This window comes from Nocardia sp. FBN12 (assembly GCF_050320175.1).
Lineage (GTDB): Bacteria > Actinomycetota > Actinomycetes > Mycobacteriales > Mycobacteriaceae > Nocardia.
Genome location: NZ_CP190048.1, coordinates 6,895,423 through 6,920,032, shown reverse-complemented (window position 1 = coordinate 6,920,032; position 24,610 = coordinate 6,895,423). Strand labels below are relative to the sequence as shown.

Sequence of the window (24,610 nt, the reverse complement as noted above, 5' to 3'; positions counted from 1 at the left end):
CTTCATACCAATAATGCTACCAGGGTAGCAACTGTGGTAGTACCACGGCGGGCAACTACTTGTCGCCAGGTCGGTATGGAATGCCGTCGGCCGCGGGCGCCACAGCTTTCCCGATGAATCCGGCGACCACGACGAGGGTGACGATGTAGGGCAGCATGCCGAGGAATTCGGTGGGGATGGGGTTGCCGGGCATGGTGTTGAGGAAACGTTCCAGGGCGCTGGAGAAGCCGAACAGCAGGGCGGCCAGGAGGGCACCGATCGGCTTCCAGCGGCCGACGATCATCACCGCCAGCGCCACGAAGCCGAGAGCGGCGGTCATGTTCTTGCTGAAGGCCACGTTGTTGGCGATCGTGAAGAAGGCGCCGCCGAAACCAGAGAGGGCGCCGGCGCAGGTGACGTTCCAGAAGCGCAGGCGGTTGACGTCGATGCCCGCGGCGTCGGCCGCGGCGGGGTGCTCGCCGACAGCGCGGGTGCGCAGGCCCCAGCGGGTGCGAAACAGCAGGTACGAGAGCCCGAACACGCAGGCCAGCGCGACATAGACGAACAGGTTCTGGTCGAACAGCACCGGGCCGAGCACGGGGATGTCGGTGAGGAAACCGAGACCGATGTCGTGCAGGAACTCGCCGATGCGCGGCACCGTGCTCGGCTCGTTGAGCGAATGGTCCATGCGCATGAGCCGTTCGAACAGGAAGCCGGTCAGGCCGAGCGCGAGCAGATTGAGGATGACACCGGTGACCAGCTGATTGACCTCGAAGCGGGTCGCCAGCCAGGCCAGCAGCAGCGTCGAGAGCATCCCGCTGATCACCGCGGCCAGAATGCCGATGTAGGGATTGTCGGTGATCGAGGAGAAGAGCACCGCCGTGAACGCACCAGCCAGGAACTGCCCCTCGATCCCGAGGTTGATCACGCCCGAACGCTCACAGACCACACCGGACAGCGCACCGAAGATGAACGGCAGCGCCAGGAACAACGTCGACGCCAGCACGAACTCCACCGGGAACCCGACACCCGGCGTCACCACCCACGACAGCGCCGCGATCACCAGCGCCGCCACCGCCGCGCCGACGATCACCCCGTGCGCTCGCTGCGACAACGGCCGGGCGAGCAGCACAGCCCCGAGCACCACCGTCACCACGCTGAGAATCAAGACGATCACGAGAGTGCCGACAGTCCAACCACTTTCGACCGTCTGATCCAGCCGGAAGGTGGTGGTCCGCCCGCCATCGATGAACAGCAGCCCCAGCACGCCGAGACCGATACCCAGCACGATCAACACCGCCCCGGCCAAGCTGTGCCGGGTGGTCTCGGCCGTGACGACCGGTGACGCGGTAGTGGTACTCACCAGCCCCTCGCTTCCAGAGTGTTGAGCCCACCACGCGGTGTACGCAGGTGCAGCAGGGTTTTCACCAGCGCGGGCGCGGCGACGAACAGCACGATCACCGCCTGCAGCAAGGTCGACATCTCGACCGGAATGGCCGGCTGCATGTGCAACGTGCCCGATTTCAGCGCACCGAACAGCAGTGCCGCGGCCACGATCCCGCCCGGATGCGCCCGCCCGAGCAGTGCGACGGTGATCCCGTCGAACCCGAATTCCGCGACCGTCCCCGGATTGACCGTGTACGGATTGAGCCCGAGCACCAGTGCGGCACCACCCAACCCGGCGAGCCCGCCCGACACCCCCATCGTCGTGATGAAGGTGCGCCCGATGTCGATACCGGCCGTAGCCGCCGCGTGCGTATTGGCGCCGACCGCCCGAATCCGAAACCCGAAGGTGGATTTCCGCAGCAGCCACCAGATTCCGGCGGCCAGCGCCAACCCGATCAGCAACCCCGCACTCACCCGCAAGCCCGAACCTGCCCAGCCGAGCAGCCGTGGCAGCCGACCGGAGAAGTCCACCTGTTTGGAGACCAGCTCCTGCGAGGTCGTCGAATGGATGAACGTGGTGCCCAACGCCCACAACAGGAAATAGGTGGCGATGTTGTTCAGCATGATCGACGAAATAACCTCGTGTGCACCGGTTTTCGCCTTGAGTACGCCGGGAATCGCCCCGAGCAGACCACCGGCCAGCGCACCCGCGAGCAACGCCAGCGGCACGTGCAGCAGCGGCGGCAGGTCAAGCGCGAACCCGACGATCACCCCGCCGAGCATCCCGAAGATGAACTGCCCGTGCCCACCGATATTGAACAACCCGGCCCGGAAGGCCAGGCCGACGGCGAGTCCGGTGAAGATCAGCGGGGTCGCGTAGGTGAGCGTCTCCGAGATCGGCCGCAGCACCTGGGCCAGGGTCGCGTCGCCGTCGAAATACTGTTGCAGGCGCCCGAAGTCGATGATCGCGCCTTCGAACATGTCGCGATATCCGGTGCTCACCGCCTGCCACGAGAAGCTCAGCGCGTCGGCGGGCCGGTTGAAGAAGTAGCCCCAGGCACTGCGGACCGACGCGTCGGAGACGATGATCAGCAAGGCACCGATCGCGAAGGCCAGCAGCAACGAGTAGATCGTCACCATCACGCTGTTGGCTTCGGTCAGGTATCCGATGAAAGTGCGGCCGACGTCGCGCTTTTCGGGTTTACGCTCGCCGGGTGAGTCGATGTCTGGCTCGGTGGTGGTACTCGGCATGAATGTCCTCAGCTCGCGGGGGCTGGATCTGCGGGACGGTGGCCTGCCATCAGCTGGCCGATGATCTCGCGCGGCGTGTCCGGAGCGAGCACACCGACGATCTGCCCGTTGTGGATCACCGCGATGCGGTCGGACAGGGCCAGGATCTCGTCCAGCTCGGCGGAGATGAGCAGGACCGCGGTCCCCGCATCACGTTCGGCGACCAGGCGGCGGTGGATGAACTCGATGGCACCGACATCCACGCCGCGGGTGGGTTGGGCGGCCACCAGAACCGAACGCGGCCTGGAGAATTCGCGCGCGATCACGACCTTCTGCTGATTGCCGCCCGACAGCGCCGACACCAGCTCACCCGGCCCCCTGGTGCGGATATCGAAATCGGCGATGGCCTTGTCCGCCAGGGTTCGTACCGCCGCCGCGTCGACTACGCCCCGATGCGACAGCGGTTTGTCGCGGTACTGATTGAGCACGAGGTTCTCGGCGACGGTGAAATCGGCGGCCAGCCCGTCGCGGCCGCGATCCTCCGGGATGTAGCCGAGCCCGGCGACAATACGCCGATACGGGTCCCGCCCGGTGACCGCGACACCGCCCATGTCGATCGAGCCACTCGCGGGTGTGACAGTCCCCAGCACCGCCCTGGCCAGCTCGGTCTGACCGTTGCCCTCGACCCCGGCCAACCCGACGATCTCACCGGCCCGCACAGCCAGATCCAGTCCGTCGAGCATCGGTGTGCCGCGCTCGCCGAGCACCGTCAGATTCTTGATATCCAGCGCGACCTCGCCCGGCTGCGCCGGCGGTCGATCCACGGTCAACACGACCGACCGCCCGACCATCGCCGCCGCCAGCTCGGCCTCGCTGTCATCGGGTGAAGCCTCGGCCACGACCTTCCCGCGCCGCAGCACGGTGATCGTGTCCGCGATGGCCTTCACCTCTTTGAGCTTGTGGCTGATGAAGATCACCGACATCCCCGAGGCCGTGAGATTGCGGATGATCCCGAGCAATTCGGCGACTTCGGGTGGTGTGAGCACCGCGGTCGGTTCGTCCAGAATCAGCAAATCCGTCTTACCCGACAGCGCCTTCACGATCTCGACCCGTTGCTGCACGCCGACGGGCAGCTCCTCGCAGATCGCGTCCGGGTCGAGCGCCAGCCCGTACTGCTCGGACACCTCCAGCACCGCCCGCCGCGCGGTCGCGCGATCCAGACTCCCCCGCTTGACGTGTTCGCGCCCCAGCTGCACATTGTCGGCGACACTGAACGGCCCGACCAGCTTGAAATGCTGATGCACCATGCCGATTCCCGCCGCGATGGCATCGCCCGGCGAACGCAGACGCACCGGCTCGCCATCGATCAGGATCTGGCCACTGGTCGGTTCGAGGATGCCGTACAGCATGTTCATCAGCGTCGACTTGCCCGCGCCGTTCTCCCCGAGAATCGCGTGCACCTGGCCCGGTTCGACGACCAGGTCGACACTGTCGTCGGCGAGGAAAGAGCCGAATGCCTTGGTCAAGCCCTGTACTTCGAGTCGCATGATTGTCCTCAGAGCTTCGGGGCGGCCGGGGAATTGATCACGATCTTGCCGTCGACGATGTCGCGTCGCAGCGCGATGAGCTCCTGCTTCAGCGGCTCGGGCACCTTCGCCTCGAAGTCGTGGAACGGTGCGAGCCCGACCCCGGCATTACTCAAGGTGCCCACGTATCGACCATCCTTGACGCCCTCGCCGTAGGCATTGTCGATCGCCACGCGCACCGCGGCGGAGATGTCCTTCATCGAGGACGACAGCATGATGTCCTTGTACTCCGGAACCGCCTCGTACCCATCGGAATCCACCCAGATCATGGACACGTTCGGCGAATCCTGCGCGGCGGAGGCACCGCCCATCCCGACCGGCCCGGCGACCGGGTGGATCACATCGGCACCCTGGGCGATGAAGTTCTCGGTGAGCGAGCGACCGGCGCTCGTATCGTCGAAATTGCCGGTGAACGAACCGTTCTGGTCCTCGACGTCCCAGCCGAGCACAGCGATCGCGGTGCCGTGCGCCGCGTTGTATCCGGCCACCCCGGCGGCGAACCCGTCCATGAAGATGGTCACCGCCGGAATCTGCATGCCACCCCAGGTGGCGACCCGGCCGGTCTTGGACATACCCGCCGCGAGATAGCCTGCGAGATAGGAGGATTGGGCCGCGTTGAATTCCATCGAGTAGACATTGTCCAACTCGACATGCGCGTCGACGATCGCGAAACGCTGATCGGGGTACTCCGCGGCCACCTGTGCCACCGCCTCGGCCATCAGGCCGCCGACGCCGATCACCAGATCGCAGTCGTCGTCGGCCGAGGCTCGCAAGTTGGGTTCGTAGTCGGCGGAGCTGTTGGACTGACGGTAGGAGCCGTAGACGCCGGGGTTGGCGTCGATCGCGGCTTTCACCCCGTTCCAGCCCGATTCGTTGAACGACTTGTCGTCGACACCACCCGCGTCGGTCACCATGCAGGTCTCGAAACCCGCGTTCGCCGTGCCGTAGGTGTTGCCCGACCCCGTGTAGCGCGTGTTCGGCGGCGGCTCGGCACAACCGGCGAGCAGTGCCGTGGCCGCGCAAGCGACCAGCGCGATGCGAGATCTCATCACTCAGAGATACAGGATCACACCGGCGAACAGACGGATTAGAAAGATTAATTCACCGGCGAAGTCGCCGGCGGAGCTACTCCGGGCGCAGGGTGAGGATGCGCGGGCCGTCCTCGGTGACAGCGACGCTGTGCTCCCAATGCGCGGCGCGCGACCCGTCGGTGGTGACCACCGTCCAGTCGTCGTCGAGCGTCTTGGTGTCGGTGGTGCCGAGCGTGAGCATCGGCTCGATCGCCAACACCGACCCGACCACCAGGCGCGGGCCCTTGCCGGGTGCGCCTTCGTTGGGCAGGAAGGGATCCATGTGCATCTCGCGGCCGATGGCGTGGCCACCGTAACCGTCGACGATGCCGTACTGCCGACCGTGCGCCTGCTCGGCCGCCCGGGTACCCAGCTCGATGGCGTGCGAGACGTCGGTCAGCCGGTTGCCCGGCTGCATCGCCGCGATACCGGTCTCCATCGAGAGCCGCGTGGCCTCGCTCAGGAGCTGATCGGCTTCGATGATATTGCCGATGCCGAACGTCCACGCGGAGTCGCCGTGCCAACCGTCGAGGATGGCGCCGCAGTCGATGGAGACGAGATCGCCCTCGGCGAGAATTTCCTTCGCCGAGGGGATCCCGTGGACCACACGGTCGTTGACCGAAGAGCAGATCGAGCCGGGGAAGCCGTGATAACCCTTGAACGACGGGACAGCGCCCGCGTCACGGATCGTCGCCTCGGCGACCTCGTCGAGCTCCAGCGTCGAAACGCCGGGCTTGGCCGCCGCGCGAACGGCGACCAGCGTCCGTCCGACGATCGCGCCGGCTGCCTGCATGGCATCCAGCTCGCCCGCCGAACGGAACGGCACGACCTTCTTCTTACGGTTGAAGACCATCCGGCCTCAGTACTCCGATCGGGGCTCATCCCCGCTCACGCGGGGAGGGAGAGCTACTTGCCGAGCGCGGCGAGCGCCCGTGCGTTGACTTCGTCGACCTCGCCGACACCTTCGACCGTCACGACCAGGCCGTCGTAGTACTCGAGCAACGGCTCGGTCTCCTCGCGGTAGACGCGCAGGCGGTTGTCGATCACCTCTTCGGTGTCGTCGGCACGGCCGCGCGCGAGCATCCGCTCCTTGAGCAGCGACTCGGGCACCACGAAGCACAGCACCGCGTCGACCTTGGTGCCGTGGTGCTCGAGGATCTTCTTCAGTGCGTCGCCTTGGTCGACCGTGCGCGGGTAGCCGTCGAGCACGAAGCCGTTCGAGGCGTCCGGCTCGGCCACGCGGGCCTCGACCATGCGGTTGGTGACGTCGCTGGGGACCAGGTCGCCCGCGTCCATGTACTTCTGCGCCTCGCGACCGAGAGCGGTCTGCTGACTGATATTCGCGCGGAAGAGGTCTCCGGTGGAGATGTGCGGAACGCCCAGCTTCTCTGACAGCAGGACGGCCTGAGTACCTTTGCCGGCACCCGGCGGACCGAGCAGAACAACTCTCACTTGAGGAACCCTTCGTAATTTCGATTCATCAGCTGGCTCTCGATCTGCTTGACCGTGTCGAGACCCACGCTGACCATGATGAGCACCGCGGCACCGCCGAACGCCATGTTCGCCGACTGGCCCGTGCTGCCCCCGCCGAGGAAAATGCTCGGGAGCACGGTGACCACACCGAGGTAGATCGAGCCAGGCAGGGTGATGCGGCTCAGGACGAAGTTCAGGTAGTCGGCGGTCGGCTTACCGGGCCGGTAGCCCGGGATGAAGCCACCGAACTTCTTCATCTCGTCGGCGCGTTCCTCCGGATTGAAGGTGATCGCGACGTAGAAGTAAGTGAAGAACACGATCAAGCCGAAGTAGATGGCGATATAGACCGGGTTGCTCGGGTCGACCAGGTACTTCTGGATGATCTCCTGCCACCAGCTCGGCTCCGTCGCCGTGCTGGATCCGGTCAGCTGCGCGACCAGGTTCGGCAGGTAGAGCAGCGAGGACGCGAAGATCACCGGGATGACACCGGCTTGGTTGACCTTCAACGGCAGGTACGTCGACGAACCGCCGTACATCTTGCGACCGACGACGCGCTTGGCGTACTGCACCGGAATCCGGCGCTGACCCTGCTCGACGAAGATCACGGCCACGATGATCGCCAGCACGGCAGCGCACACCAGGCCGAAGACCAGACCACCGCGGGTATCCAGAATGGCCTTGCCGTCGAGCGGAATACGCGCGGAGATACCGGCGAAGATGAGCAGCGACATGCCGTTACCGACACCGCGCTCGGTGATCTGCTCGCCGAACCACATGACCAGGCAGGCACCGGCGGTCATCACCAGCACGATGATGATCATGCCGAAGATGCTGGTATCGGCCAGAATCGGCTTGTTACAGCCCTGCAGCAGCTGCCCGCGGGCGGCGAGCGCGACGAGACCGGTGGCCTGCAGGATCGCCAACGCGACCGACAGGTACCTGGTGTACTGCGTCATCTTGGTCTGGCCGGATTGGCCTTCCTTGCGCAGTTCCTCGAACCGCGGGATGACGACGGTCAGCAGCTGGATGATGATGCTCGCGGTGATGTACGGCATGATGCCGATCGCGAACACCGAGAGCTGCAGTAGCGCACCACCGGAGAAAAGGTTGATGAGCTGGTAGATACCGGCGGAATCCCCACCGGAGACCAGCTTCACGCAGTCCTGGACCGCGCGGTAGTCGACACCGGGGGACGGCAGCGCGGCACCCAACCGGTACAGCGCGATCAACCCCAGCGTGAAGAGAATCTTCCGCCGTAAGTCCGGAGTCCGGAAGGCCGATACGAAGGCGGAAAGCACAAATCCTCCTGGCGAACGACATGGTCATGCCATGCGACTGGACCACTGGACAGCATGTGGAATCGTCAGCCGATGACGAGCTTGGCAGACAACACTTGGAACTCTAACAGTGACACCGGACGAGCTCGCGACTCGTCCGGTGTCAGCTGTTGACTACAGTACCGTCAGGCCAGTTCGGTGACAGTGCCACCGGCGGCGGTGATCTTCTCCTTGGCGGAGCCGGTCACCTTGTCGGCGGTCACCTGGATGGCGACACCGATCTCGCCGTCGCCGAGAACCTTGACGAGCTCGTTCTTGCGAACGGCGCCGGCCTCGACCAGTTCTGCCTTACCGATGACGCCGCCCTGCGGGAACAGCTCGGCGATGCGACCAACGTTGACGACCTGGTACTCGACCCGGAAGCGGTTGGTGAAGCCGCGAAGCTTCGGCAGACGCATGTGCAGCGGCATCTGGCCACCCTCGAACGCCGCGGGGACGTTCTTGCGTGCCTTGGTGCCCTTGGTACCGCGACCGGCGGTCTTACCCTTGGAACCCTCACCGCGACCCACACGGGTCTTCTCGGTCTTGGAGCCAGGGGCGGGACGCAGGTGGTGCAATTTGATGGTCATGTCTAGACCTCCTCAACTGTTACGAGGTGGCGCACGACGTTGATCAGACCGCGGTTCTGAGCGTTGTCCTCACGAACCACCGACTGGCGGATCTTCCGCAGACCAAGCGTCCGCAGGCTGTCGCGCTGGTTCGACTTGGCACCGATCGTGCTCTTGATCTGAGTCACCTTGAGATCAGCCATGTCAGGCTCCCTGTCCCGCACGCGCACGCAGCATGCCCGCCGGAGCGACGTCCTCGATCGGCAGACCGCGACGAGCGGCAACCTCTTCGGGACGCTGGAGCATCTTGAGCGCGGCGACCGTCGCGTGAACGACGTTGATCGCGTTGTCGCTACCGAGCGACTTGGCCAGAATGTCGTGAATGCCTGCGCATTCGAGCACGGCGCGAGCCGCGCCGCCCGCGATCACACCGGTACCGGGCGAAGCCGGACGCAGCATGACCACACCGGCCGCCGCCTCACCCTGAACCGGGTGGGTGATGGTCGAGCCGATCATCGGGACGCGGAAGAAGCTCTTACGAGCCTCCTCGACGCCCTTCTGGATGGCCGCGGGAACTTCCTTGGCCTTGCCGTAGCCGACGCCGACCAGACCGTTGCCGTCACCGACGATCACGAGGGCGGTGAAGCTGAAGCGACGACCACCCTTCACGACCTTGGAGACACGGTTGATCGCGACTACGCGCTCGAGCTGGTTCTTCTCGGCCGCATTGTCACGACGGTCGCCGCCACCGCGACGATCGCCACCGCCACGACGGTTGCCCTCGGGGCCTCCGGCGTTGCTGTTGGAGTTGCTGTTGGGTCCGGCGGGTCCGCTGCCGCCGTCACGCCGCTGACGTCCCGGCATCAGACGTTCCTTCCGTTGGAAATAATGGTCATCAGAACTTCAGCCCGCCTTCACGAGCGGCATCGGCCAGCGCCGCGATACGGCCGTGGTAGTCGTGACCACCACGGTCGAACACGACCGCCTCGATACCGGCAGCCTTGGCACGCTCGGCGATCAGCTGACCGACCTTCGCGCCCTTGGCGGACTTGTCACCTTCGAGCGCGCGCACGTCGGCCTCGATCGAGGAAGCGGCGGCAATGGTCTTGCCCACCGAGTCGTCGATCAGCTGAGCGTGCAGGTGGCGCGCGGAGCGGTTGACCACCAGGCGCGGACGCTCGGTGGTGCCTTCGACCTTCTTACGAAGACGGAAGTGACGGCGGGTCTTCGACAGGCGACGCTTCGTGGAAGCGTCCTTGCCCAGCGGAATCCGCTTCGCCTTCTGGTTAGCAGTTTGCGCCATGATCACTTACCCGTCTTTCCGACCTTGCGGCGAACGACCTCGCCGGCGTAGCGGATGCCCTTGCCCTTGTACGGGTCGGGCTTACGCAGTCCGTGGATGACAGCGGAGATCTGACCGACCGCCTGCTTGTCGATGCCGGACACCGAGAACTTGGTGGGCGATTCCACCGCGAAGGTGATGCCTGCCGGGGCCGTGATCGGCACCGGGTGGCTGTAACCGAGGGCGAACTCGAGGTTCGAACCCTTGGCCTGAACGCGGTAACCGACGCCGAAGATTTCCATCTTCTTCTCGTAGCCCTTGGTGACACCCTCGACCATGTTGGCGATCAGGGTGCGGGAAAGGCCGTGCAGCGAACGGTTCGCGCGCTCGTCGTTGGGACGAGCAACCTCGAGCTCATTACCTTCACCCTTGGTGACGGTGATGGGCTCGGCCACGGTGTGCGACAGGGTGCCCTTGGGCCCCTTGACCGTGACAACCTGGCCGTCGATGTTGACGTCGACGCCGGCCGGAATCTCGATGGGCTTCTTACCAATACGCGACATTAGTCCTGACCTCCCTTACCAGACGTAGGCGAGGACTTCGCCCCCGACGCCCTGCTTGGCCGCCTGACGGTCGGTGAGCAGACCGGTCGACGTGGAAATGATCGCCACGCCGAGGCCGCCGAGGACCTTGGGCAGATTGGTGGACTTCGCGTACACACGCAGACCCGGCTTCGAGACGCGACGCAGGCCCTGCAGGCTGCGCTCACGGCTGGGGCCGTACTTCAGATCGACGACGATGGCCTTGCCAACGGTCGCGTCTTCGGTGCGGTAATCGGAGATGTAGCCCTCACGCTTGAGGATCTCGGCGATGTTCACCTTGATCTTCGAGTGGGGAGCCTTCACCTGATCGTGGTACGCCGAGTTGGCGTTGCGCAGACGCGTCAAGAAGTCTGCGATCGGATCAGTCATGGTCATGGTTAGACCTCGACACCTTTCTCGCTGCGGTTCCCATGCAACATCTCCGGCGTTCGCACGCAGGTGACCGTGGGCCTACAACAATTCGGCTGGTCCGGTCGGCACTTACCGACCGGATGAGTTCTCTTGCGAGCTCTCGGCGCCTGGGGCGATCCGCTCACGTGGAGCGGACACAGATCTGCCCAGGCAACCGCTCTAGTGTAGGCAATGCCGTGGTCAGGACAAAACCCGGGGTCAGGCGATCTCCGTCACGCGGCCGTATGGTCCGCCCTGGCGCCCGCCTTCGAGGTGATCAGGATCGCCGAGGCCGAGACGCCGGTGGCGACGATCAACATCATCTCACCGCCCACCACCGTGCTCATCAAGCCACCGAGCAGGGCGCCGACGCCGAAGGCCGCGTACTGCAACCCGTAGCCGAGCCAATCGCGCGAGCTACCCCCGCTGACATGGCTTTCGATGCCCTGGCTCAGTTTGACGACCGTTCCGGTGGCGTAGCTGAGCGGAACGCTCGTCTCGCCGTTCTTGACGAACGCGGTGTTCAGCGCGCCCACCGCGAAGGCGACGAACGCGATCGGGATGAATCCCACGTCCGATCCGCCGGTGCGGTCGAGGGCGTAATCGACGACCGCCGCCACCGCGAGCGCCACCGTGGTGACCACCGACGCTCCGTAGTGGCCACTGCGCCACAGCCGTCGGCGGAGCAACGAGGCGACGAACACACCGAGCCCGAAGGAAAAGAGCAGGGTGATGGCACCGGTGGCCAGCAATTGATCGTTGTCGAACCAGCCGAGAACGGCGCGCTCGGTATTGCCGGTCATAAATGTCACGAAATATCCGGCGGAATGTGTATAAGCTGCCGCGCCGATAAATCCCGCCAATATCGAAAGAAAGGCGACCATCGGCATCGCGCCCGCGGGAATGCCACGTAGCGGCGGCCGGTGGGCCAGGTCACGCGGCTTGTTTACTGTGGTCAGGGTCACGAACTCACATCCTCTGCATTCGTCCGGCAAGGGATCGACACTGACACCCATCTACACGCTGCATTCTCACGCAACCACCCCGACAGTAGCGACGAAAGAAATCGCCGACCAGCCTCGGGATCACATTCTCGGGAAAGACACAGAAAAATGAGATGCCGGTAATGCTGCGGTAACCGAAAAATTCGAAATCAATTCCGGATATTCCCTTCGCGGACTGCGGGTGACCTGCGACGATGCCGCCGCAGGAGGCCGACCAGGGATCGAATTGTGTTAAGTACCAACCACTTTGCGTTCGTGAGCGCTGCTCACGATGTGGTAGCTTCGCGAGGTTCGTCGGATCTGCGCAGGAGGCTCGGCCGTTGTCTTCCCACCGTGCGTGCCGCCGGGGCTCGGCCTCTCTACTCGCCGCACTGCTCGGGATCGGCGTGCTCGTCGCGCCCGCGCATGCTGCGGCCGATCCCTATGTCGATCCGCTCGCCGAGGCGGCCGCCACTCCCACGCTGGCGTGGGAGGGTTGCGCGGACGGGTTCGAATGCGCGTCGGCCGAGGTACCGCTGGACTACAACCGCCCAGGGGCCGCCCAGATCGACCTGGCTGTGATCAAGTTGCCCGCGTCCGATCCCGACCGGCGCATCGGAACACTGTTCGTCAACTTCGGCGGGCCTGGCCCCTCCGGCGTGGATCGACTCCGCGAACGGGCCCGCTGGCAGTGGCTGTTCTCCGACGAACTGCGCGCCCGCTTCGACCTGGTCTCCTGGGACCCGCGCTCGGTCTCGCGCAGCGCGGGTACCCAGTGTTTCGCCGGTGCCGCCGAGCAGTCGAGCTACCTCGGCTCGTTCCCCGGAACACCGACCGATCCACGCGACGAACCCGCCTTCTTCGCCGCCGCCGCCGACATCGCCGACCGCTGCGCCCGCAACGCGGGCCCGATCCTGCACCACGCCTCCACCGCCAACACCGCCCGCGACCTGGACCTACTGCGCCGCGCGGTCGGCGACGAGTCGCTGACCTTCCACGGCATCTCCTACGGCACCCAGGTCGGCGCGGTCTACGCCAATATGTTCCCCGGCCGGGTCCGCGCGATGGCGTTCGACGGTTCCCTCGACTTCGAGGGCAATGTGAACGGCCACGGTGCCGACGGCGTGAATCTGCCGCTCGACACCCGGCAAGGCGTCGCCGCGGGCATCGCCGAAACCTTCGACACCTTCCTGCGCGACTGCTCCGCCGCGGGTCCACGCTGCGCGTTCGCCGCGGGCGACCCGAAACTCAAGTGGATCGCACTGGCCGAACGCGCCCGCCTCGCCCCGATCACGGTCGACGGAACCGCATGGACGTTCTCCCAGATAGTGAGCACCGCGGGCAGCTTGTCCCGCCCCGAAACCTACCCCGACCTGGCGATTTTTCTGCAAAGCCTCTTCGATGCGGTGACGGTCCTGCCCGTCCGGAACCCCGATGCCCTCTTCGCGAGTGACCACCCCGCCAATCGCGTCGAGGCCTTCTACACGATCCAATGCGCCGACAGCACCGTCCCGACAGACCCCGCCGTCTACAGCCGCGCGGCCGCGGCCGCCGACCTCCAGTCCCGCTACTTCGGCCGAACCGCCGTCTTCAACGCCACCCCCTGCGCCTTCTGGCAGGCCGAGGACCGAGACCGCTACACCGGCCCATGGAACCGCGAAACCGCCGCCCCGATCCTCGTCCTCAACAGCCGCTACGACCCGGCCACTCCCCTAGCCGGCGCGAAAGCTGGCGCGGCCCAACTAAACCGGGCCCAGGTAGTCGTCATCGAAGGCGCGGGCCACAGCTCCATGTACGTCCAGAGCACCTGCGCCGAACACCTCAAACGCGACTACCTGTTCACCGCCCAACTCCCACCGGCAGGCATCAGCTGCGGAATCGACCGCTCCCCGTTCAGCTGAACATGCAGAGCAAGTCGTAGAGCGGCGGCTTCTCGACGCTGCCGGTAGCGAACAGGATTCCCGCGATCGGCGAACAGATCAGCGCGGTCTCCGACGAACCCGACCCTCCCGACCCGGAATCAGCGATAGGGGCGGCGGACGCGACAGCAGGCGCCCCGAGGAGCGCGACGGAAAAGACAGCGACAGTGGCGAACTTCTTCATCCGCCCAAAGAACACACCGCCACGCCTCAATGGAGTGAAATGACTACATTTCATCAAAAGTCGGTGAGATCCCACAAACCCTGGGGCGCAGTGGCGTCCGTCTATCATCGAGCCATGACGAACGCGCATCCCCAGCGCCCCGACCTGCCCGAATACATGACGTGGGAAGAGCTCGAGCAACTCCCCGAGGAAATCGCCTCATGCATCGAACTGTGGGATGGGCGGGTGGTCTGGACGCGGCGTGGGCCAGGAGAACATCAGGAAGCCAGCAACCTGCTGTGGAGCACTCTCCGCCGAGACGCCAAGCGCGCGATGACCAACGAGCCCGAGAAGTGCTGGCAGGTTCGCACCGAGACGAACGTCTTCTTCGGCCAGCACGGCAAATCTGACTTCGTGACTCCAGATTTCATGATCCATCGATGCCTGGACAAGGCGTACGCCCACGTTCGCGCGGACGATGCGGTCCTGGTCGGCGAGGTTCTCTCCCCGTCGAACACTGCTGCCGAAATGGAAGCCAAACGAGCCCGATACGCCGCCGCGGGCATACCGTGGTACTGGGAAGTCACCCTCCATCCGCGGCGCAGCGAGATCGCGTATGTGCAGGTATATGGCCTGGCATCCGGGACCGGGGCCTTACCGGCGGGCGTTTCACCGCTCCACAAGGCCAACTACCTCCTGGCCGGTGCATGGTCACCGGCCGACTCCACTGAAATCACCATCAACTTCCCGTTCCCGATCACCATCGGGTGGCCTGAGCTGTCGCTCTGACCGCTGTGCACCAACCGCTCCGAAACGCACGAAGACACGGACTTCACGCGGAAGTCCGTGTCTTCGTTCGATATTCGCCTAGGCGGGTGCGCTCACGAGGAGCGCGAGCTCACCAGGAGCTCTTGTGCACGCCCGGGAGCTCACCGCGGTGCGCCATTTCGCGGACGCAGATACGGCACAGGCCGAACTTGCGGTAGACCGCGTGCGGGCGACCGCAACGCTGGCAGCGGGTGTAGGCGCGAACCGCGAACTTCGGCTTCGCCTCGGCCTTGATGCGCAGTGCTTTCTTAGCCATGTGCTCAGTTCTCCTTGAACGGGAAGCCGAGGTGCTTCAGCAGCGCGCGGCCTTCTTCGTTGTTGGTCGCCGTGGTGACAACCGTGATGTCCATACCGCGCGGGCGGTCGATGGAATCCACGTCGATCTCGTGGAACATCGACTGCTCGCTGAGGCCGAACGTGTAGTTGCCGTTGCCGTCGAACTGCTTCGGCGACAGGCCGCGGAAGTCGCGGATACGGGGCAGCGCGATGGACACGAGACGGTCCAGGAACTCCCACATACGGTCGCCACGAAGGGTGACCTTCGCGCCGATCGGCATGCCCTCACGCAGCTTGAACTGCGCGATCGACTTGGTGGCCTTACGGATTTCGGGCTTCTGGCCGGTGATCAGCTCGAGGTCCTTGACGGCACCGTTGATCAGCTTCGCGTCACGGGCGGCGTCGCCGACACCCATGTTCACGACGACCTTGACGACGCCGGGGATCTGCATCACGTTGGCGTACTCGAACTCGCCGTTCAGCGCGTCCTTGATCTCGGCGCGGTAGCGCGCCTTCAGCCGGGGCTGAGTCTGCTCAGAGGTGGTCATGTCAGATGTCCTTCCCGTTTTTACGGGAGATCCGGACGCGCTTGCCGGACTCTTCGTCGGTGCGGTAGCCGACGCGAGTCGGGTTACCGTCGGAGTCGACGACCATCACGTTGGAAACCTGGATGGGGGCTTCCTGGGTGACGATGCCACCCGAGGACGCGCCACGCTGGTTCGCGGAGTCCGCGACGTGCTTCTTGATGCGGTTCACGCCTTCGACGAGAACCTTGCCGGTCGCCGGGAAGGCCTGAATGACCTTGCCCTTGGCGCCCTTGTCCTTGCCCGAAATGACGAGCACGGTGTCACCCTTGTGCACCTTCATAGTCAGAGCACCTCCGGGGCCAGCGAAACGATCTTCATGAAGCGCTTGTCACGCAGCTCGCGGCCGACCGGGCCGAAGATGCGGGTGCCACGAGGATCGTTGTCCGGCTTGATCAGCACGGCAGCGTTCTCGTCGAACTTGATGTAGGAACCGTCCGGACGACGACGCTCCTTGGTGGTGCGAACGACGACAGCCTTGACGACGTCGCCCTTCTTCACGTTGGCGCCGGGGATGGCGTCCTTCACGGTGGCGACGATGATGTCACCGATACCGGCATAGCGACGCGACGAGCCACCGAGCACGCGGATGCAAAGGATTTCCTTCGCTCCGGTGTTGTCGGCGACGCGCAGTCGCGACTCCTGCTGAATCACTTCAGCACCTCCTGGACCTGGATGTATACGTACGCCGGATTGCCGACCCGACGCACATGGTCAGTCGCCCTCCGGACGCGCGCCTGCCAGCGGTTTTGTCCACCACTGGGGGTTCACTGCCGGATTGCGAGGGCATAGCTCCCGCAGGCAACCGTTCTAGTGTAGGTGAATCCCCAGGAAGAACCGAATCGGGGTCGATCCGCCGCATTACGCCGCTCAACTAGGTAAACCGGTTTACCCTTATTCAGGTAAACCCATTTACCTACTCGGAGGCGAAGTGGACAAGCCCGATCGTATCGTCGGCCGCGATCGCCAGTGGGGTGCGGTAGAGCGCTTCCTCTTCGACGGCGGCTTCGACGGCCCACTCCGACTCGGTCTCGTCTCCGGCCGCCGCCGCACCGGCAAAACCCAACTCCTCGCCGAGGCATGTCGCGAGGTCGGCGGCCTGTACACGGTCTGCGTCCAGGACGAGGGCGACTTGGCCGCCCGACGTCGCTTCGCCGCCGACATCAGCGGACACCTGTTGACCACCCCCATGTCGGCTGATCCACCCGACTGGGAAACGCTGCTGCGTTCCGCACTGGAAGTCGCCGAGCGAACAACTCCCCGAGGCAGACCACCGCTTGTCGTCATCGACGAGTTTCCGTACGCCGTAGCGCACGCACCGGAACTTCCGTCGATCCTGCAACACCTCTACGACCGAGTCCAACGTGGCAGCGGACTCACCGGCCGGTTGATCCTGTGCGGTTCCGCGCTCAGCGTGATGCACGAGTTGCTCTCGGGCGCGAAACCGCTGCGTGGTCGCGTCATGCTCGATCTGAGAATGCCGCCGTTGGACTATCGCGAGGCAGCCCATCTCTGGGGAATCGCCGACCCTCAGGTCGCCTTCCGCGTACATGCCACGGTGGGCGGCATCCCTGGCTACCGTCCGCTGATCCTGGGCACTCCACGCAGCGTCACCGAATTCGACGACTGGGTGACTACGAACCTCCTCGCCGTCGACTTCGGGGTATTCACCCACAGCGAAGTCGACCATCTACTCCGCGAGGATCCCCGAATCACCAGTCGCGCAATATATTTCGACATTCTCAGCGCGATCGCGGCTGGCGCCCACACGCCGACGGCGATCGGCGGCGCCATCGGCAGAGATGCCAACGCCGTCCGCTACCAACTGGGGGTCCTCGAGTCGGCGGGCTATATTTCCCGCGCGTCCGACCTCCTGCGCGCCCGGAAACCGACGATCACCGTGGCGGACCCACTGATCAGATTCGACCGCCTGATCACCGCGCCCCACCTCGGTCAACTCGAATTCGGCCGGGCCGCGCGAGTCTGGGCCGCGGCCGCGCCGACGTTCCGATCGAACATCCTCGGTGCCCACTTCGAGCAACTCGCGCGCGACTGGGCAGGCCGTTTCGCCCCCGACGAACTGAACCGCCCCGACGGTTTCGGCGACATCGGATTCGCGACCGTGCAGGACAATGCGGGGCGCGCCAAGCACGAAATCGACGTTCTCGGCGTCAGCGGCCGCTCGATCACGCTGATCGGTGCGGCGAAAGCCACCCTCGGCCGACGAGGGATCGCCGACTTGGCGCGGCTGGACCATATCGCCGGCATTCTCCGCACGTCCGACTACGACACAGCCGACTCGACGATCGTGTTGTTTGCGTCGTCGGGGTTCACGAGCGAGCTGGAACAGGCGGCCGCGCACCGCCGCGATGTCGAATTGGTCGACTTGGATCGGCTGTACGGCGGCTAGAGAATTCGGCGGGGCCGCAGCGGCCGAGCAAGCCCGATCAGGGCTTTGCTCGGCCGCTACCGGATCGATGTCGGATCAGCCCTTCACCGGCGCCAGTTCCCACGGACCGTTGCCTTCGAGGGTGAGGACCTGGGTGTGATGCTGGTCGACCGTGCTGCGGTGCGCCACCGAGACGACGATGGTGTCCGGCACCTCGGTGCGAATCAGCTTGTAGAGGGAGTATTCCAAGCCCTCGTCCACGGCGGAGGTGGCCTCGTCGAGGAAGACCACCTTGGGGCGGACCAGCAGAATGCGAGCGAAGGCCAAGCGCTGCTGCTCACCCGGCGACAGGATCTTCGCCCAGTCGGCCTCTTCATCGAGGCGGTCGACGAGATGGCCGAGGTGGACCTTGGCGAGGACCTCACGCAGCGTCTCGTCGGTGACGTCCTCGGCCTTGGCCGGGTATTCGACCGCAGTCCGCAGATCGCCGAGCGGGAGATAAGGGAGCTGGGACAGGAACAACGTATCGGTGCCGGCAGGCCGGCTGATCTCGCCGTCGCTGTACGGCCACATCTGCGCGAGCGCGCGCAGCAACGTGGTCTTTCCGCTACCCGAGGCGCCCTTGACGACCAGCGCGTCAGTGGGGACGAGTCGCAAATTCAGGTCGTCGATGAGCACTTCACCGTCGGGCTTGCGGACGTCGACCTTGTCGAGGCGCACGGCGTCGTCCAGGTCGACGGCGGCGAGCTTGGGCAGCTCACGCGATTCCTTGCTGGCAAGCAGCAGTCCATCGAGACGGATGAGGGAGGCCCGGTACTCGGCGAAGTCGTCGTAGGACTCACGGAAGAACGACAGGGAGTCCTGAATTTCCCTGAATGCCGTAGCGGTCTGATTCATTCCACCCAGGGTGATCGAGCCACTGAAGAAGCGCGGTGCCTGAATGAGATACGGGAAGAGATAGGCGGATTGGGTGACCACGAAGTTCCAGCCGGTGAACTTGATGTACCGATAGATGTAGGCCCACTGGACCCGGATCACCGCGGCGAATCGGCTGAGCAGGTTGGTCCGCTCGACACCCTGACCCCGGTAGAACGCGATGCTCTCCGCCGCGTCACGCACCCGAACGAGCGCGTAGCGGAAGTCGGCCGTGGTCCGTTCTCTCAGGAAGTTGATCCGGATCAGCGGGTGACCGATCCAGAAAGCGATCACGGTGGACACCAGGACATAGGCGAGCACGATGACCAGCGCTGCCCGGGGAATGGTAACGCCGAGAATGGTCATCGGCCCGGACAGATCCCACAGGACCTTGGTGAAGGACACGACCGAGACAACGGCCGTCACCGCGCCGAGCGCCAGTGCGCGGGACTGCACGGTGAACGTGTCGGTGTCGGCCTGGATTCGCTGGTCGGGGTTGTCGATCGTGTTGTCGATGAACCGGGCCCGGTAGAAGGCGCGGCCCTCCATCCAGTCGCCGGTGACACGCTCGGTCAACCACACCCGCCAGCGGATGTCGAAGGCCAGTTTGGCGTACAAGTACACCAGTTCTTTGACCGTCCAGATCGTGATCAGCAGGGTGAACAGCTTCGCGGAGTTCCAGAACCCGGTCTTGGCCTCCGAGAGTGACGCGTCGTCACCGGAGCTCAACGCGGATGCGGCGAGCTGGAACGAGGCGAACATGTCGTTGCCCCAGTAGCTGATCAGCACGCTCAATCGCACAGTCAGCAGAGCCATCGCCAGCAGTGCCGCGATGAAAAGCCAAGTGCGCCAAGCTCCGGGGCCGCGGAAATAATCACCGCTGACGTACCAGAACTGGCGACCCCACTTTGTCAGCCTGAGCAGCAGTACGGCGATCACCACGAATGCCACTGCGGTGATGAGGAAGGCGATCCCGAGCCATTTCAGGCTCTCGAACCACTCGACGCTCCAGTCTCTAGACGTCTCCACGCATGCATCCCATCCCACGACGGCCGAAATTCGGCGCAGTCTAACCCGGCTCGAGCACCTGCGCCGGACATGCGGCACGCGCCTTCGACCATCGATTGACCACCGAAAACGTACGTAGGTTAGCCTAGGCTGACTTACGCTGGAACTTGCTCTACGGAGGGTGCACCCATGACGACTGTTCGGACTTCGCGCGGCTGGCGACGCGCGGCGCTGACCGCGCTCGCCGGTGCCCTCACCCTCGGTGTCGTCGCCTGCGGCTCCACTGACGAGGTGACCACCGAGAGCGAAGCGGTGACCATCACCCACGCCCGCGGCGAAACCACCGTCCCCGGCACCCCGAAGAAGATCGTCGCCCTCGGCAACCAGTGGCTCGACAGCTCCCTCGCGCTCGGCGTGGTCCCCGTCGGCTACATCGACAATGTCTCCGCGGTCTCCAAGAGCACCCCGCCGTGGACCCCGGAATCCCTGAAGCAGGCCACCGCGCTCAACACCACCGGCAATATCGCCGAGCAGGTCGCGGCACTCGAGCCGGACCTGATCCTGGCCGACCCGTTCATCGCCGATCAGAAGACCTACGACGACCTGTCCAAGGTCGCCCCCACCCTGCCCGCGCTGACCAAGGACGCTGTCACCCCGTGGCAGGACCAGGTCACCGCGCTGGGCAAGGTGCTGCACAAGGAGTCCGACGCGAGCGCGGTGATCAAGAAGGTCGACGACAAGATCGCCGGCATCGTCACCGCCAACCCCGGCCTGAAGGGCAAGACCTTCGCCAGCACCTGGCTGGCGAGCCCCGCGCAGCTGATGGTGCTGACCGACCCCAACGACGGCTCGGCCAAGGTGTTCACCGCACTGGGCATGGGCATCCCGGCCAACCTCACCGCGCTGCCTGCCAACCAGGGTCGCCTTGCGCTGTCGCCGGAGCGGGTCGACGAGCTGTCCGCCGACCTGCTGCTGGCCGGTTACTCCCCCGGTCTCGACGAGAAGTACCGGCAGCTGCCGGGTTACGCCGATCTGCCTTCGGTGCGCAAGGGTTCGGTCGTGTTCCTGACCACGCAGGAGATCAGCGCGATCAACCAGCCGAGCGCACTGTCGGTGCCGTACATGTTGGACAAGCTGGAGCCCGCGTTCGCCGCCGCTTCGAAGTAGGAACCGAAACCGTTCGACCCAGCAAGGACTCGCCGTGCTCGCCTCCGCATACCCCGCCCAGACCCGATTCGCCCTCCGCGCGGGCGTCACCTGCCTCACGACTCCCGCAGGCGCGGTGCTGCTGAACCCGCCGCGCAACGAGAAGCTCACCGGTCTGGGCGCGGGTGCGCTGCAGGCGCTGAAAACCCTGAACCAGGGCCCGGCGACAGCGGCGGAGATGGCGACCGCGGCGGCGGGTGACGACATCACCGCCCTGATGCGCAAGCTCACCGATGGCGGCTGGCTCTCGGTGACGGTGCGCGACGGCGGCCGCGACCTCTACAGCATCCGCCCCTTCGCCGACCCCGCCCCGCGCCCCGAGGCGGCCTTGCCCACCTGGTCGGCGACGCTGTCGAAATTCGCTGTCCTGCACCGCGACAACCAGGGCTTCGTGCTCGAACACCCGCGGTCCTGGTGCGACCTGCGCATCCACGACCCGCGCCTACTGGCCCTGCTCGACGGTCCCCTCGCCGCCGACTCCCCGGTTCCCGCCGCCGTGAAAACCCAGTTCATGGCGGATCTGCAGTGGTGCGGTTTCCTGGTGGACGGCGACGAGGAGGAGCGCGAGTTCACCACCCGCTCCTGGAACACCCCCGACCTGTGGTTCCACCGCCGCAGCACCCTCGGCGCCCGCACGATCACCTGGGACGACTTCGGCCCCACCCGCTGGGCCGACGGCCAGTTCGCCGAATTGCCTTCGCGCCACGCGTCATTCGCGAGCGACCCGATCGCCCTCGCGAAGCCCGACCTGGTCTCGCTGCGCGTCTGCGACCCGAGCCTCGCCGCCACCATCGAAGACCGCGTCTCCACCCGCGCCTTCGACGACGCCGCCCCCATCACCTCAGTTCAATTGGCCGAGTTGCTCTTCCGCACCGCCCGCACCCGCGAAGACGGCTCCCGCCCCTACCCCTCCGGTGGCGGCGCCTACGAACTCGAGATCTACCCCGTGGTGCGCAATGTCGCAGGCCTGGAAAACGGTATGTACCACTACGATTCGGCCGACCACGCCCTGCGCCTCGTAGCGCCCGCCGACTCCCCCGCCGTCCAGAAGCTCCTGAAATCCACCTCCGCGACCTTGGCAGGCGGCGCGCAACCCCAAGTCCTGCTGCTGGTTTCGGCCCGCGCGGGCCGCGTCATGTGGAGCTACGAACAGGTCGCCTACGCCAACATCCTCAAACACGTCGGCGTCCTCATGCAGACCGTCTACCTCACCGCTACCGCCATGAACCTCGGCGTCGTCGCCCAGGGCTTCAGCGACACCGCCGCCTTCGCCGCCGCCACCGGCCTCGACGAACTCGAAGAGTGCAACGTCGGGAGCATCATCGTGGGCTCACCGACCCGCTGACCTACGTCCGAAGATCTCCTTGTGAACGGGTGCCCCAGCGATCGCCTGGGCGCCCGTTCGCACGGAAGTCCCTGGCCAGAGGGGGAACTCGCTAGTTGCTAGTGCGCGCGGGAGTGTGTAGCGTCACACGAACAAGAACGGCCGCCCGGTGAGCTACCAACTCACCGAACGGCCTGGGTACGAAACAGTCACTAGCTGTTCGCACCGTGGGATGAAATCCTACATGCAACGGCTCGGCGCTCCATGCGTCGGGCTTTCGTCGTTTCGGGGGTGAAGTCTGCCCTGACGACGGGCTATCTGTGTCGTGTCCTGGGCCTGGCCGCTCCTGTCGGTCGTTATCGGAGAGCCCGACCGAGGGACAGACAACCCTGTTAACCCAGCCTCCTGCGAGCACCTTCGTCGTACGCCTCGCACGTACGCACCTGGTCGGTTCGGGAGTGCACACCTTCGCCCAGGTCCGACATCGCCACACGCCGAAACGGGCGTGGGGCCAATTGTGTTGGCCGAGGACGCAAATCGGGGTTCGGTGCGGGGAAGCGGGCAGGGATGGTTACGACACCGGCACCCCTGGGTGCTCCGCTGACCTCACCGCCAATCCAGCTGGCCGTCGACAACGGTCGGCCTCGAATAGCCGTCGAACTCGGACCCGGTGCGCAAGCTCGTCGCGAGGTCGGTCAACATCGCGCTGATCGACACCCATAACGGGCCCGCGTCATCGGCATCGACCTTCTCGAACCGGGTGACGCAGCCGTATAGCTCGCCCGGCCGGGTATCGACGAACAGCAGGTAGCCGTCCGCACCCGCGAAGGGGATGAACTCAGGCAGATATGTCCCCGCCGGGTCGCCCGCCTGGCCGTCGGGATCGACCTCGAACCCCATCTCCTCAGCCATCGGCCCCCACACCTCCAGCTCGAGCTGACGCTCACTGAGAACGCGATCCAGATCGAACAGTTCGTCGCCGGGCAACAACCGCACCCACTGTTCGGCGGGAAACCCGTTGATCAAGGTATAGAGCTGGACCAACTCGGCAGGCCATGACCGACCGGTCGCGACAGCGGTCGCCCGAATCTGCTCTTCTGTCGCCCCGCCGATCGCCACCGTCGCAAGATTGCCCCGCAACCACTTCTCGATTTCGCCGAACTGCTCGGCGACCGACCCGGCCGGGGTCGAATACTTCGGCTCCATGACAATCCCCGTCCTCGCGCCTCAGCCCTCGTCGATGACACCGACGATGACGAGGGCGACTACTTCCGTAAACGAACCTACCTGCGAGTCAAGGGCGCCCGATCACGAGGATCCTTGTATCTCCAGGTACCAGATCGTTTGGTCGCCCCCCATGCCCTTGGTTACCGCTGACTTCGGGCTCACGAGGGAATCCGGAGTTGCGTAGGTCAGCCGCTTGACGATCGGACCTCGCTGTCTGTCGTCGTAGGCGAGGACAACCTTGCCCTCGTGTACGAACACCTGTGTCGTCGATTCGGAGTGGGTGTGTAGCCCGGTCCATTTCGCTCCGTCCGTCCCCAGTGTTCGGTTGAGCTTGTCACTGGTGTTGGGGGAACTGAAGCTGTACATGCGGTCCCACGCGCCGATCTGAATTCCCGATGATGTGACGATGTCGCCCAATCGAGCGGTTCCCCGTTCCTCCAAGAGGCGAGCGAAAGCTGCCGTCAATGCAGGGTTCCCGTCCTGAACGGAGATTTGTTCACCGCTCGAAGAAGAACTACATGCCACTACCGGGGTCAAAACTATCGCGGCCACGAACGTCGACAGCAGCCGACCGCTCATCCGTTTCCGAGTACGCACCTTCACTCCTTATGCGGCTTCACCGCTTCGTCGGACCCAAATCATTTGGGCGACGGCTTGTTGTCTGGAATCAGTGAGCCTGGCAGCGATTGCTGCTGGTCGCTTCGCTGGCGTCGTCGGACAACAACGCCCCGCCGATCGCCACCGTCGCAAGATTGCCCCGCAACCACTTCTCGATTTCGCCGAATTGCTCGGCGACCCGGCCGGGGTCGAATACTTCGGCTCCATGACGATCCCCGTCCTCACGCGAGACGTGCGTCACATAATGCAACCGCAAACGACTCCCGCGCGTCCAAACTCATGACGTG

At 65.1% G+C, this 24,610-nt stretch carries 28 protein-coding genes; 5 read left to right on the top strand and 23 right to left on the bottom strand.

Annotation, left to right across the window (positions count from 1 at the left end; translation table 11 throughout):
* Positions 1–55: 55 nt before the first annotated feature.
* The 14 genes from ACQHI0_RS32545 to ACQHI0_RS32480 form a co-directional block, all read right to left on the bottom strand.
* Complete coding sequence (locus ACQHI0_RS32545) at positions 56–1,342, bottom strand: ABC transporter permease (protein WP_427905525.1); 1,287 nt, start codon at positions 1,340–1,342, stop codon at positions 56–58.
* Positions 1,339–2,616 carry an ABC transporter permease gene (locus tag ACQHI0_RS32540; RefSeq protein ID WP_427905524.1) on the bottom strand — a complete coding sequence of 426 codons (1,278 nt, stop codon included), beginning with the start codon at positions 2,614–2,616 and terminating at the stop codon, positions 1,339–1,341. Before ACQHI0_RS32540 ends, ACQHI0_RS32545 begins: the two co-directional genes overlap by 4 nt.
* Before the next feature lie 8 nt (positions 2,617–2,624).
* Entirely contained in the window at positions 2,625–4,142 is a 1,518-nt protein-coding gene (locus ACQHI0_RS32535; RefSeq protein ID WP_427905523.1) for an ABC transporter ATP-binding protein, read from the bottom strand.
* Between the two features lie 8 nt (positions 4,143–4,150).
* A complete protein-coding gene (locus tag ACQHI0_RS32530) occupies positions 4,151–5,230 on the bottom strand; it encodes a BMP family ABC transporter substrate-binding protein (protein ID WP_427905522.1) in 1,080 nt (359 codons plus the stop codon).
* A 76-nt stretch (positions 5,231–5,306) separates the two neighbouring features.
* Positions 5,307–6,104, bottom strand: a complete 798-nt coding sequence (gene map, locus ACQHI0_RS32525) for a type I methionyl aminopeptidase (protein ID WP_427905521.1) — start codon at positions 6,102–6,104, stop codon at positions 5,307–5,309.
* Positions 6,105–6,157: 53 nt separating this feature from the next.
* On the bottom strand, positions 6,158–6,703 hold the full coding sequence (locus ACQHI0_RS32520; protein ID WP_427905520.1) for an adenylate kinase: 546 nt from the start codon (positions 6,701–6,703) through the stop codon (positions 6,158–6,160).
* Positions 6,700–8,022, bottom strand: coding sequence for a preprotein translocase subunit SecY (secY, locus tag ACQHI0_RS32515; protein WP_427905519.1), 1,323 nt, complete (start codon positions 8,020–8,022; stop codon positions 6,700–6,702). Before secY ends, ACQHI0_RS32520 begins: the two co-directional genes overlap by 4 nt.
* A 164-nt stretch (positions 8,023–8,186) precedes the next feature.
* Positions 8,187–8,630 (bottom strand): 50S ribosomal protein L15, encoded by a 444-nt coding sequence (rplO, locus tag ACQHI0_RS32510; protein ID WP_101464424.1) that lies wholly within the window; start codon positions 8,628–8,630, stop codon positions 8,187–8,189.
* A 2-nt stretch (positions 8,631–8,632) separates the two neighbouring features.
* Positions 8,633–8,812 (bottom strand): 50S ribosomal protein L30, encoded by a 180-nt coding sequence (rpmD, locus tag ACQHI0_RS32505; RefSeq protein WP_056819257.1) that lies wholly within the window; start codon positions 8,810–8,812, stop codon positions 8,633–8,635.
* Position 8,813: 1 nt separating this feature from the next.
* A complete protein-coding gene (rpsE, locus tag ACQHI0_RS32500) occupies positions 8,814–9,473 on the bottom strand; it encodes a 30S ribosomal protein S5 (RefSeq protein ID WP_378919123.1) in 660 nt (219 codons plus the stop codon).
* Positions 9,474–9,504: 31 nt separating this feature from the next.
* Complete coding sequence (rplR, locus tag ACQHI0_RS32495) at positions 9,505–9,912, bottom strand: 50S ribosomal protein L18 (protein ID WP_266296784.1); 408 nt, start codon at positions 9,910–9,912, stop codon at positions 9,505–9,507.
* 2 nt (positions 9,913–9,914) lie between these two features.
* Positions 9,915–10,454 carry a 50S ribosomal protein L6 gene (rplF, locus tag ACQHI0_RS32490; RefSeq protein WP_378953800.1) on the bottom strand — a complete coding sequence of 180 codons (540 nt, stop codon included), beginning with the start codon at positions 10,452–10,454 and terminating at the stop codon, positions 9,915–9,917.
* Between the two features lie 15 nt (positions 10,455–10,469).
* Positions 10,470–10,868 carry a 30S ribosomal protein S8 gene (gene rpsH, locus ACQHI0_RS32485; protein ID WP_410873947.1) on the bottom strand — a complete coding sequence of 133 codons (399 nt, stop codon included), beginning with the start codon at positions 10,866–10,868 and terminating at the stop codon, positions 10,470–10,472.
* Positions 10,869–11,116: 248 nt separating this feature from the next.
* Positions 11,117–11,848 (bottom strand): YoaK family protein, encoded by a 732-nt coding sequence (locus ACQHI0_RS32480; protein WP_427905518.1) that lies wholly within the window; start codon positions 11,846–11,848, stop codon positions 11,117–11,119.
* A 359-nt stretch (positions 11,849–12,207) separates the two neighbouring features.
* Between ACQHI0_RS32480 and ACQHI0_RS32475 the strand changes: the two genes are divergently transcribed.
* Positions 12,208–13,767, top strand: a complete 1,560-nt coding sequence (locus ACQHI0_RS32475) for an alpha/beta hydrolase (RefSeq protein ID WP_427905517.1) — start codon at positions 12,208–12,210, stop codon at positions 13,765–13,767.
* Here the strand turns inward: ACQHI0_RS32475 and ACQHI0_RS32470 are convergent.
* The gene (locus ACQHI0_RS32470) at positions 13,760–13,969 is read right to left on the bottom strand and encodes a hypothetical protein (protein WP_427905516.1); all 210 of its coding nucleotides are present in this window, start codon (positions 13,967–13,969) and stop codon (positions 13,760–13,762) included. The genes ACQHI0_RS32475 and ACQHI0_RS32470 overlap by 8 nt on opposite strands.
* A gap of 114 nt (positions 13,970–14,083) precedes the next feature.
* On the opposite strand from ACQHI0_RS32470, the gene ACQHI0_RS32465 reads away from it, so the two are divergent.
* Entirely contained in the window at positions 14,084–14,737 is a 654-nt protein-coding gene (locus ACQHI0_RS32465) for a Uma2 family endonuclease (protein ID WP_427905515.1), read from the top strand.
* A gap of 109 nt (positions 14,738–14,846) precedes the next feature.
* Here ACQHI0_RS32465 and ACQHI0_RS32460 read toward each other — a convergent pair whose 3' ends face one another.
* Genes ACQHI0_RS32460 through rplN form a run of 4 tightly spaced genes read right to left on the bottom strand, consistent with a single transcriptional unit; the run spans position 14,847 to position 16,290 of the window.
* A complete protein-coding gene (locus ACQHI0_RS32460; RefSeq protein ID WP_056818387.1) occupies positions 14,847–15,032 on the bottom strand; it encodes a type Z 30S ribosomal protein S14 in 186 nt (61 codons plus the stop codon).
* Between the two features lie 4 nt (positions 15,033–15,036).
* Complete coding sequence (gene rplE / locus ACQHI0_RS32455; RefSeq protein ID WP_056818389.1) at positions 15,037–15,600, bottom strand: 50S ribosomal protein L5; 564 nt, start codon at positions 15,598–15,600, stop codon at positions 15,037–15,039.
* Position 15,601: 1 nt separating this feature from the next.
* Positions 15,602–15,919, bottom strand: a complete 318-nt coding sequence (gene rplX / locus ACQHI0_RS32450; protein WP_056818391.1) for a 50S ribosomal protein L24 — start codon at positions 15,917–15,919, stop codon at positions 15,602–15,604.
* A 2-nt stretch (positions 15,920–15,921) separates the two neighbouring features.
* Positions 15,922–16,290 (bottom strand): 50S ribosomal protein L14, encoded by a 369-nt coding sequence (rplN, locus tag ACQHI0_RS32445; RefSeq protein ID WP_056818394.1) that lies wholly within the window; start codon positions 16,288–16,290, stop codon positions 15,922–15,924.
* A gap of 277 nt (positions 16,291–16,567) precedes the next feature.
* On the opposite strand from rplN, the gene ACQHI0_RS32440 reads away from it, so the two are divergent.
* Complete coding sequence (locus tag ACQHI0_RS32440; protein ID WP_427905514.1) at positions 16,568–18,046, top strand: AAA family ATPase; 1,479 nt, start codon at positions 16,568–16,570, stop codon at positions 18,044–18,046.
* A 75-nt stretch (positions 18,047–18,121) separates the two neighbouring features.
* On the opposite strand, the gene ACQHI0_RS32435 is transcribed toward ACQHI0_RS32440, so the two are convergent.
* On the bottom strand, positions 18,122–19,969 hold the full coding sequence (locus ACQHI0_RS32435; protein WP_427905513.1) for an ABC transporter ATP-binding protein/permease: 1,848 nt from the start codon (positions 19,967–19,969) through the stop codon (positions 18,122–18,124).
* Between the two features lie 168 nt (positions 19,970–20,137).
* On the opposite strand from ACQHI0_RS32435, the gene ACQHI0_RS32430 reads away from it, so the two are divergent.
* Entirely contained in the window at positions 20,138–21,115 is a 978-nt protein-coding gene (locus tag ACQHI0_RS32430) for an ABC transporter substrate-binding protein (protein WP_427905512.1), read from the top strand.
* Positions 21,116–21,149: 34 nt separating this feature from the next.
* Positions 21,150–22,499 (top strand): SagB family peptide dehydrogenase, encoded by a 1,350-nt coding sequence (locus ACQHI0_RS32425; protein ID WP_427905511.1) that lies wholly within the window; start codon positions 21,150–21,152, stop codon positions 22,497–22,499.
* A 585-nt stretch (positions 22,500–23,084) separates the two neighbouring features.
* On the opposite strand, the gene ACQHI0_RS32420 is transcribed toward ACQHI0_RS32425, so the two are convergent.
* The 3 genes from ACQHI0_RS32420 to ACQHI0_RS32410 form a co-directional block, all read right to left on the bottom strand.
* The gene (locus tag ACQHI0_RS32420; RefSeq protein WP_427905510.1) at positions 23,085–23,684 is read right to left on the bottom strand and encodes an SMI1/KNR4 family protein; all 600 of its coding nucleotides are present in this window, start codon (positions 23,682–23,684) and stop codon (positions 23,085–23,087) included.
* Between the two features lie 102 nt (positions 23,685–23,786).
* On the bottom strand, positions 23,787–24,302 hold the full coding sequence (locus ACQHI0_RS32415; protein ID WP_427905509.1) for a hypothetical protein: 516 nt from the start codon (positions 24,300–24,302) through the stop codon (positions 23,787–23,789).
* 70 nt (positions 24,303–24,372) lie between these two features.
* Complete coding sequence (locus ACQHI0_RS32410) at positions 24,373–24,564, bottom strand: hypothetical protein (protein WP_427905508.1); 192 nt, start codon at positions 24,562–24,564, stop codon at positions 24,373–24,375.
* Positions 24,565–24,610: the final 46 nt, after the last annotated feature.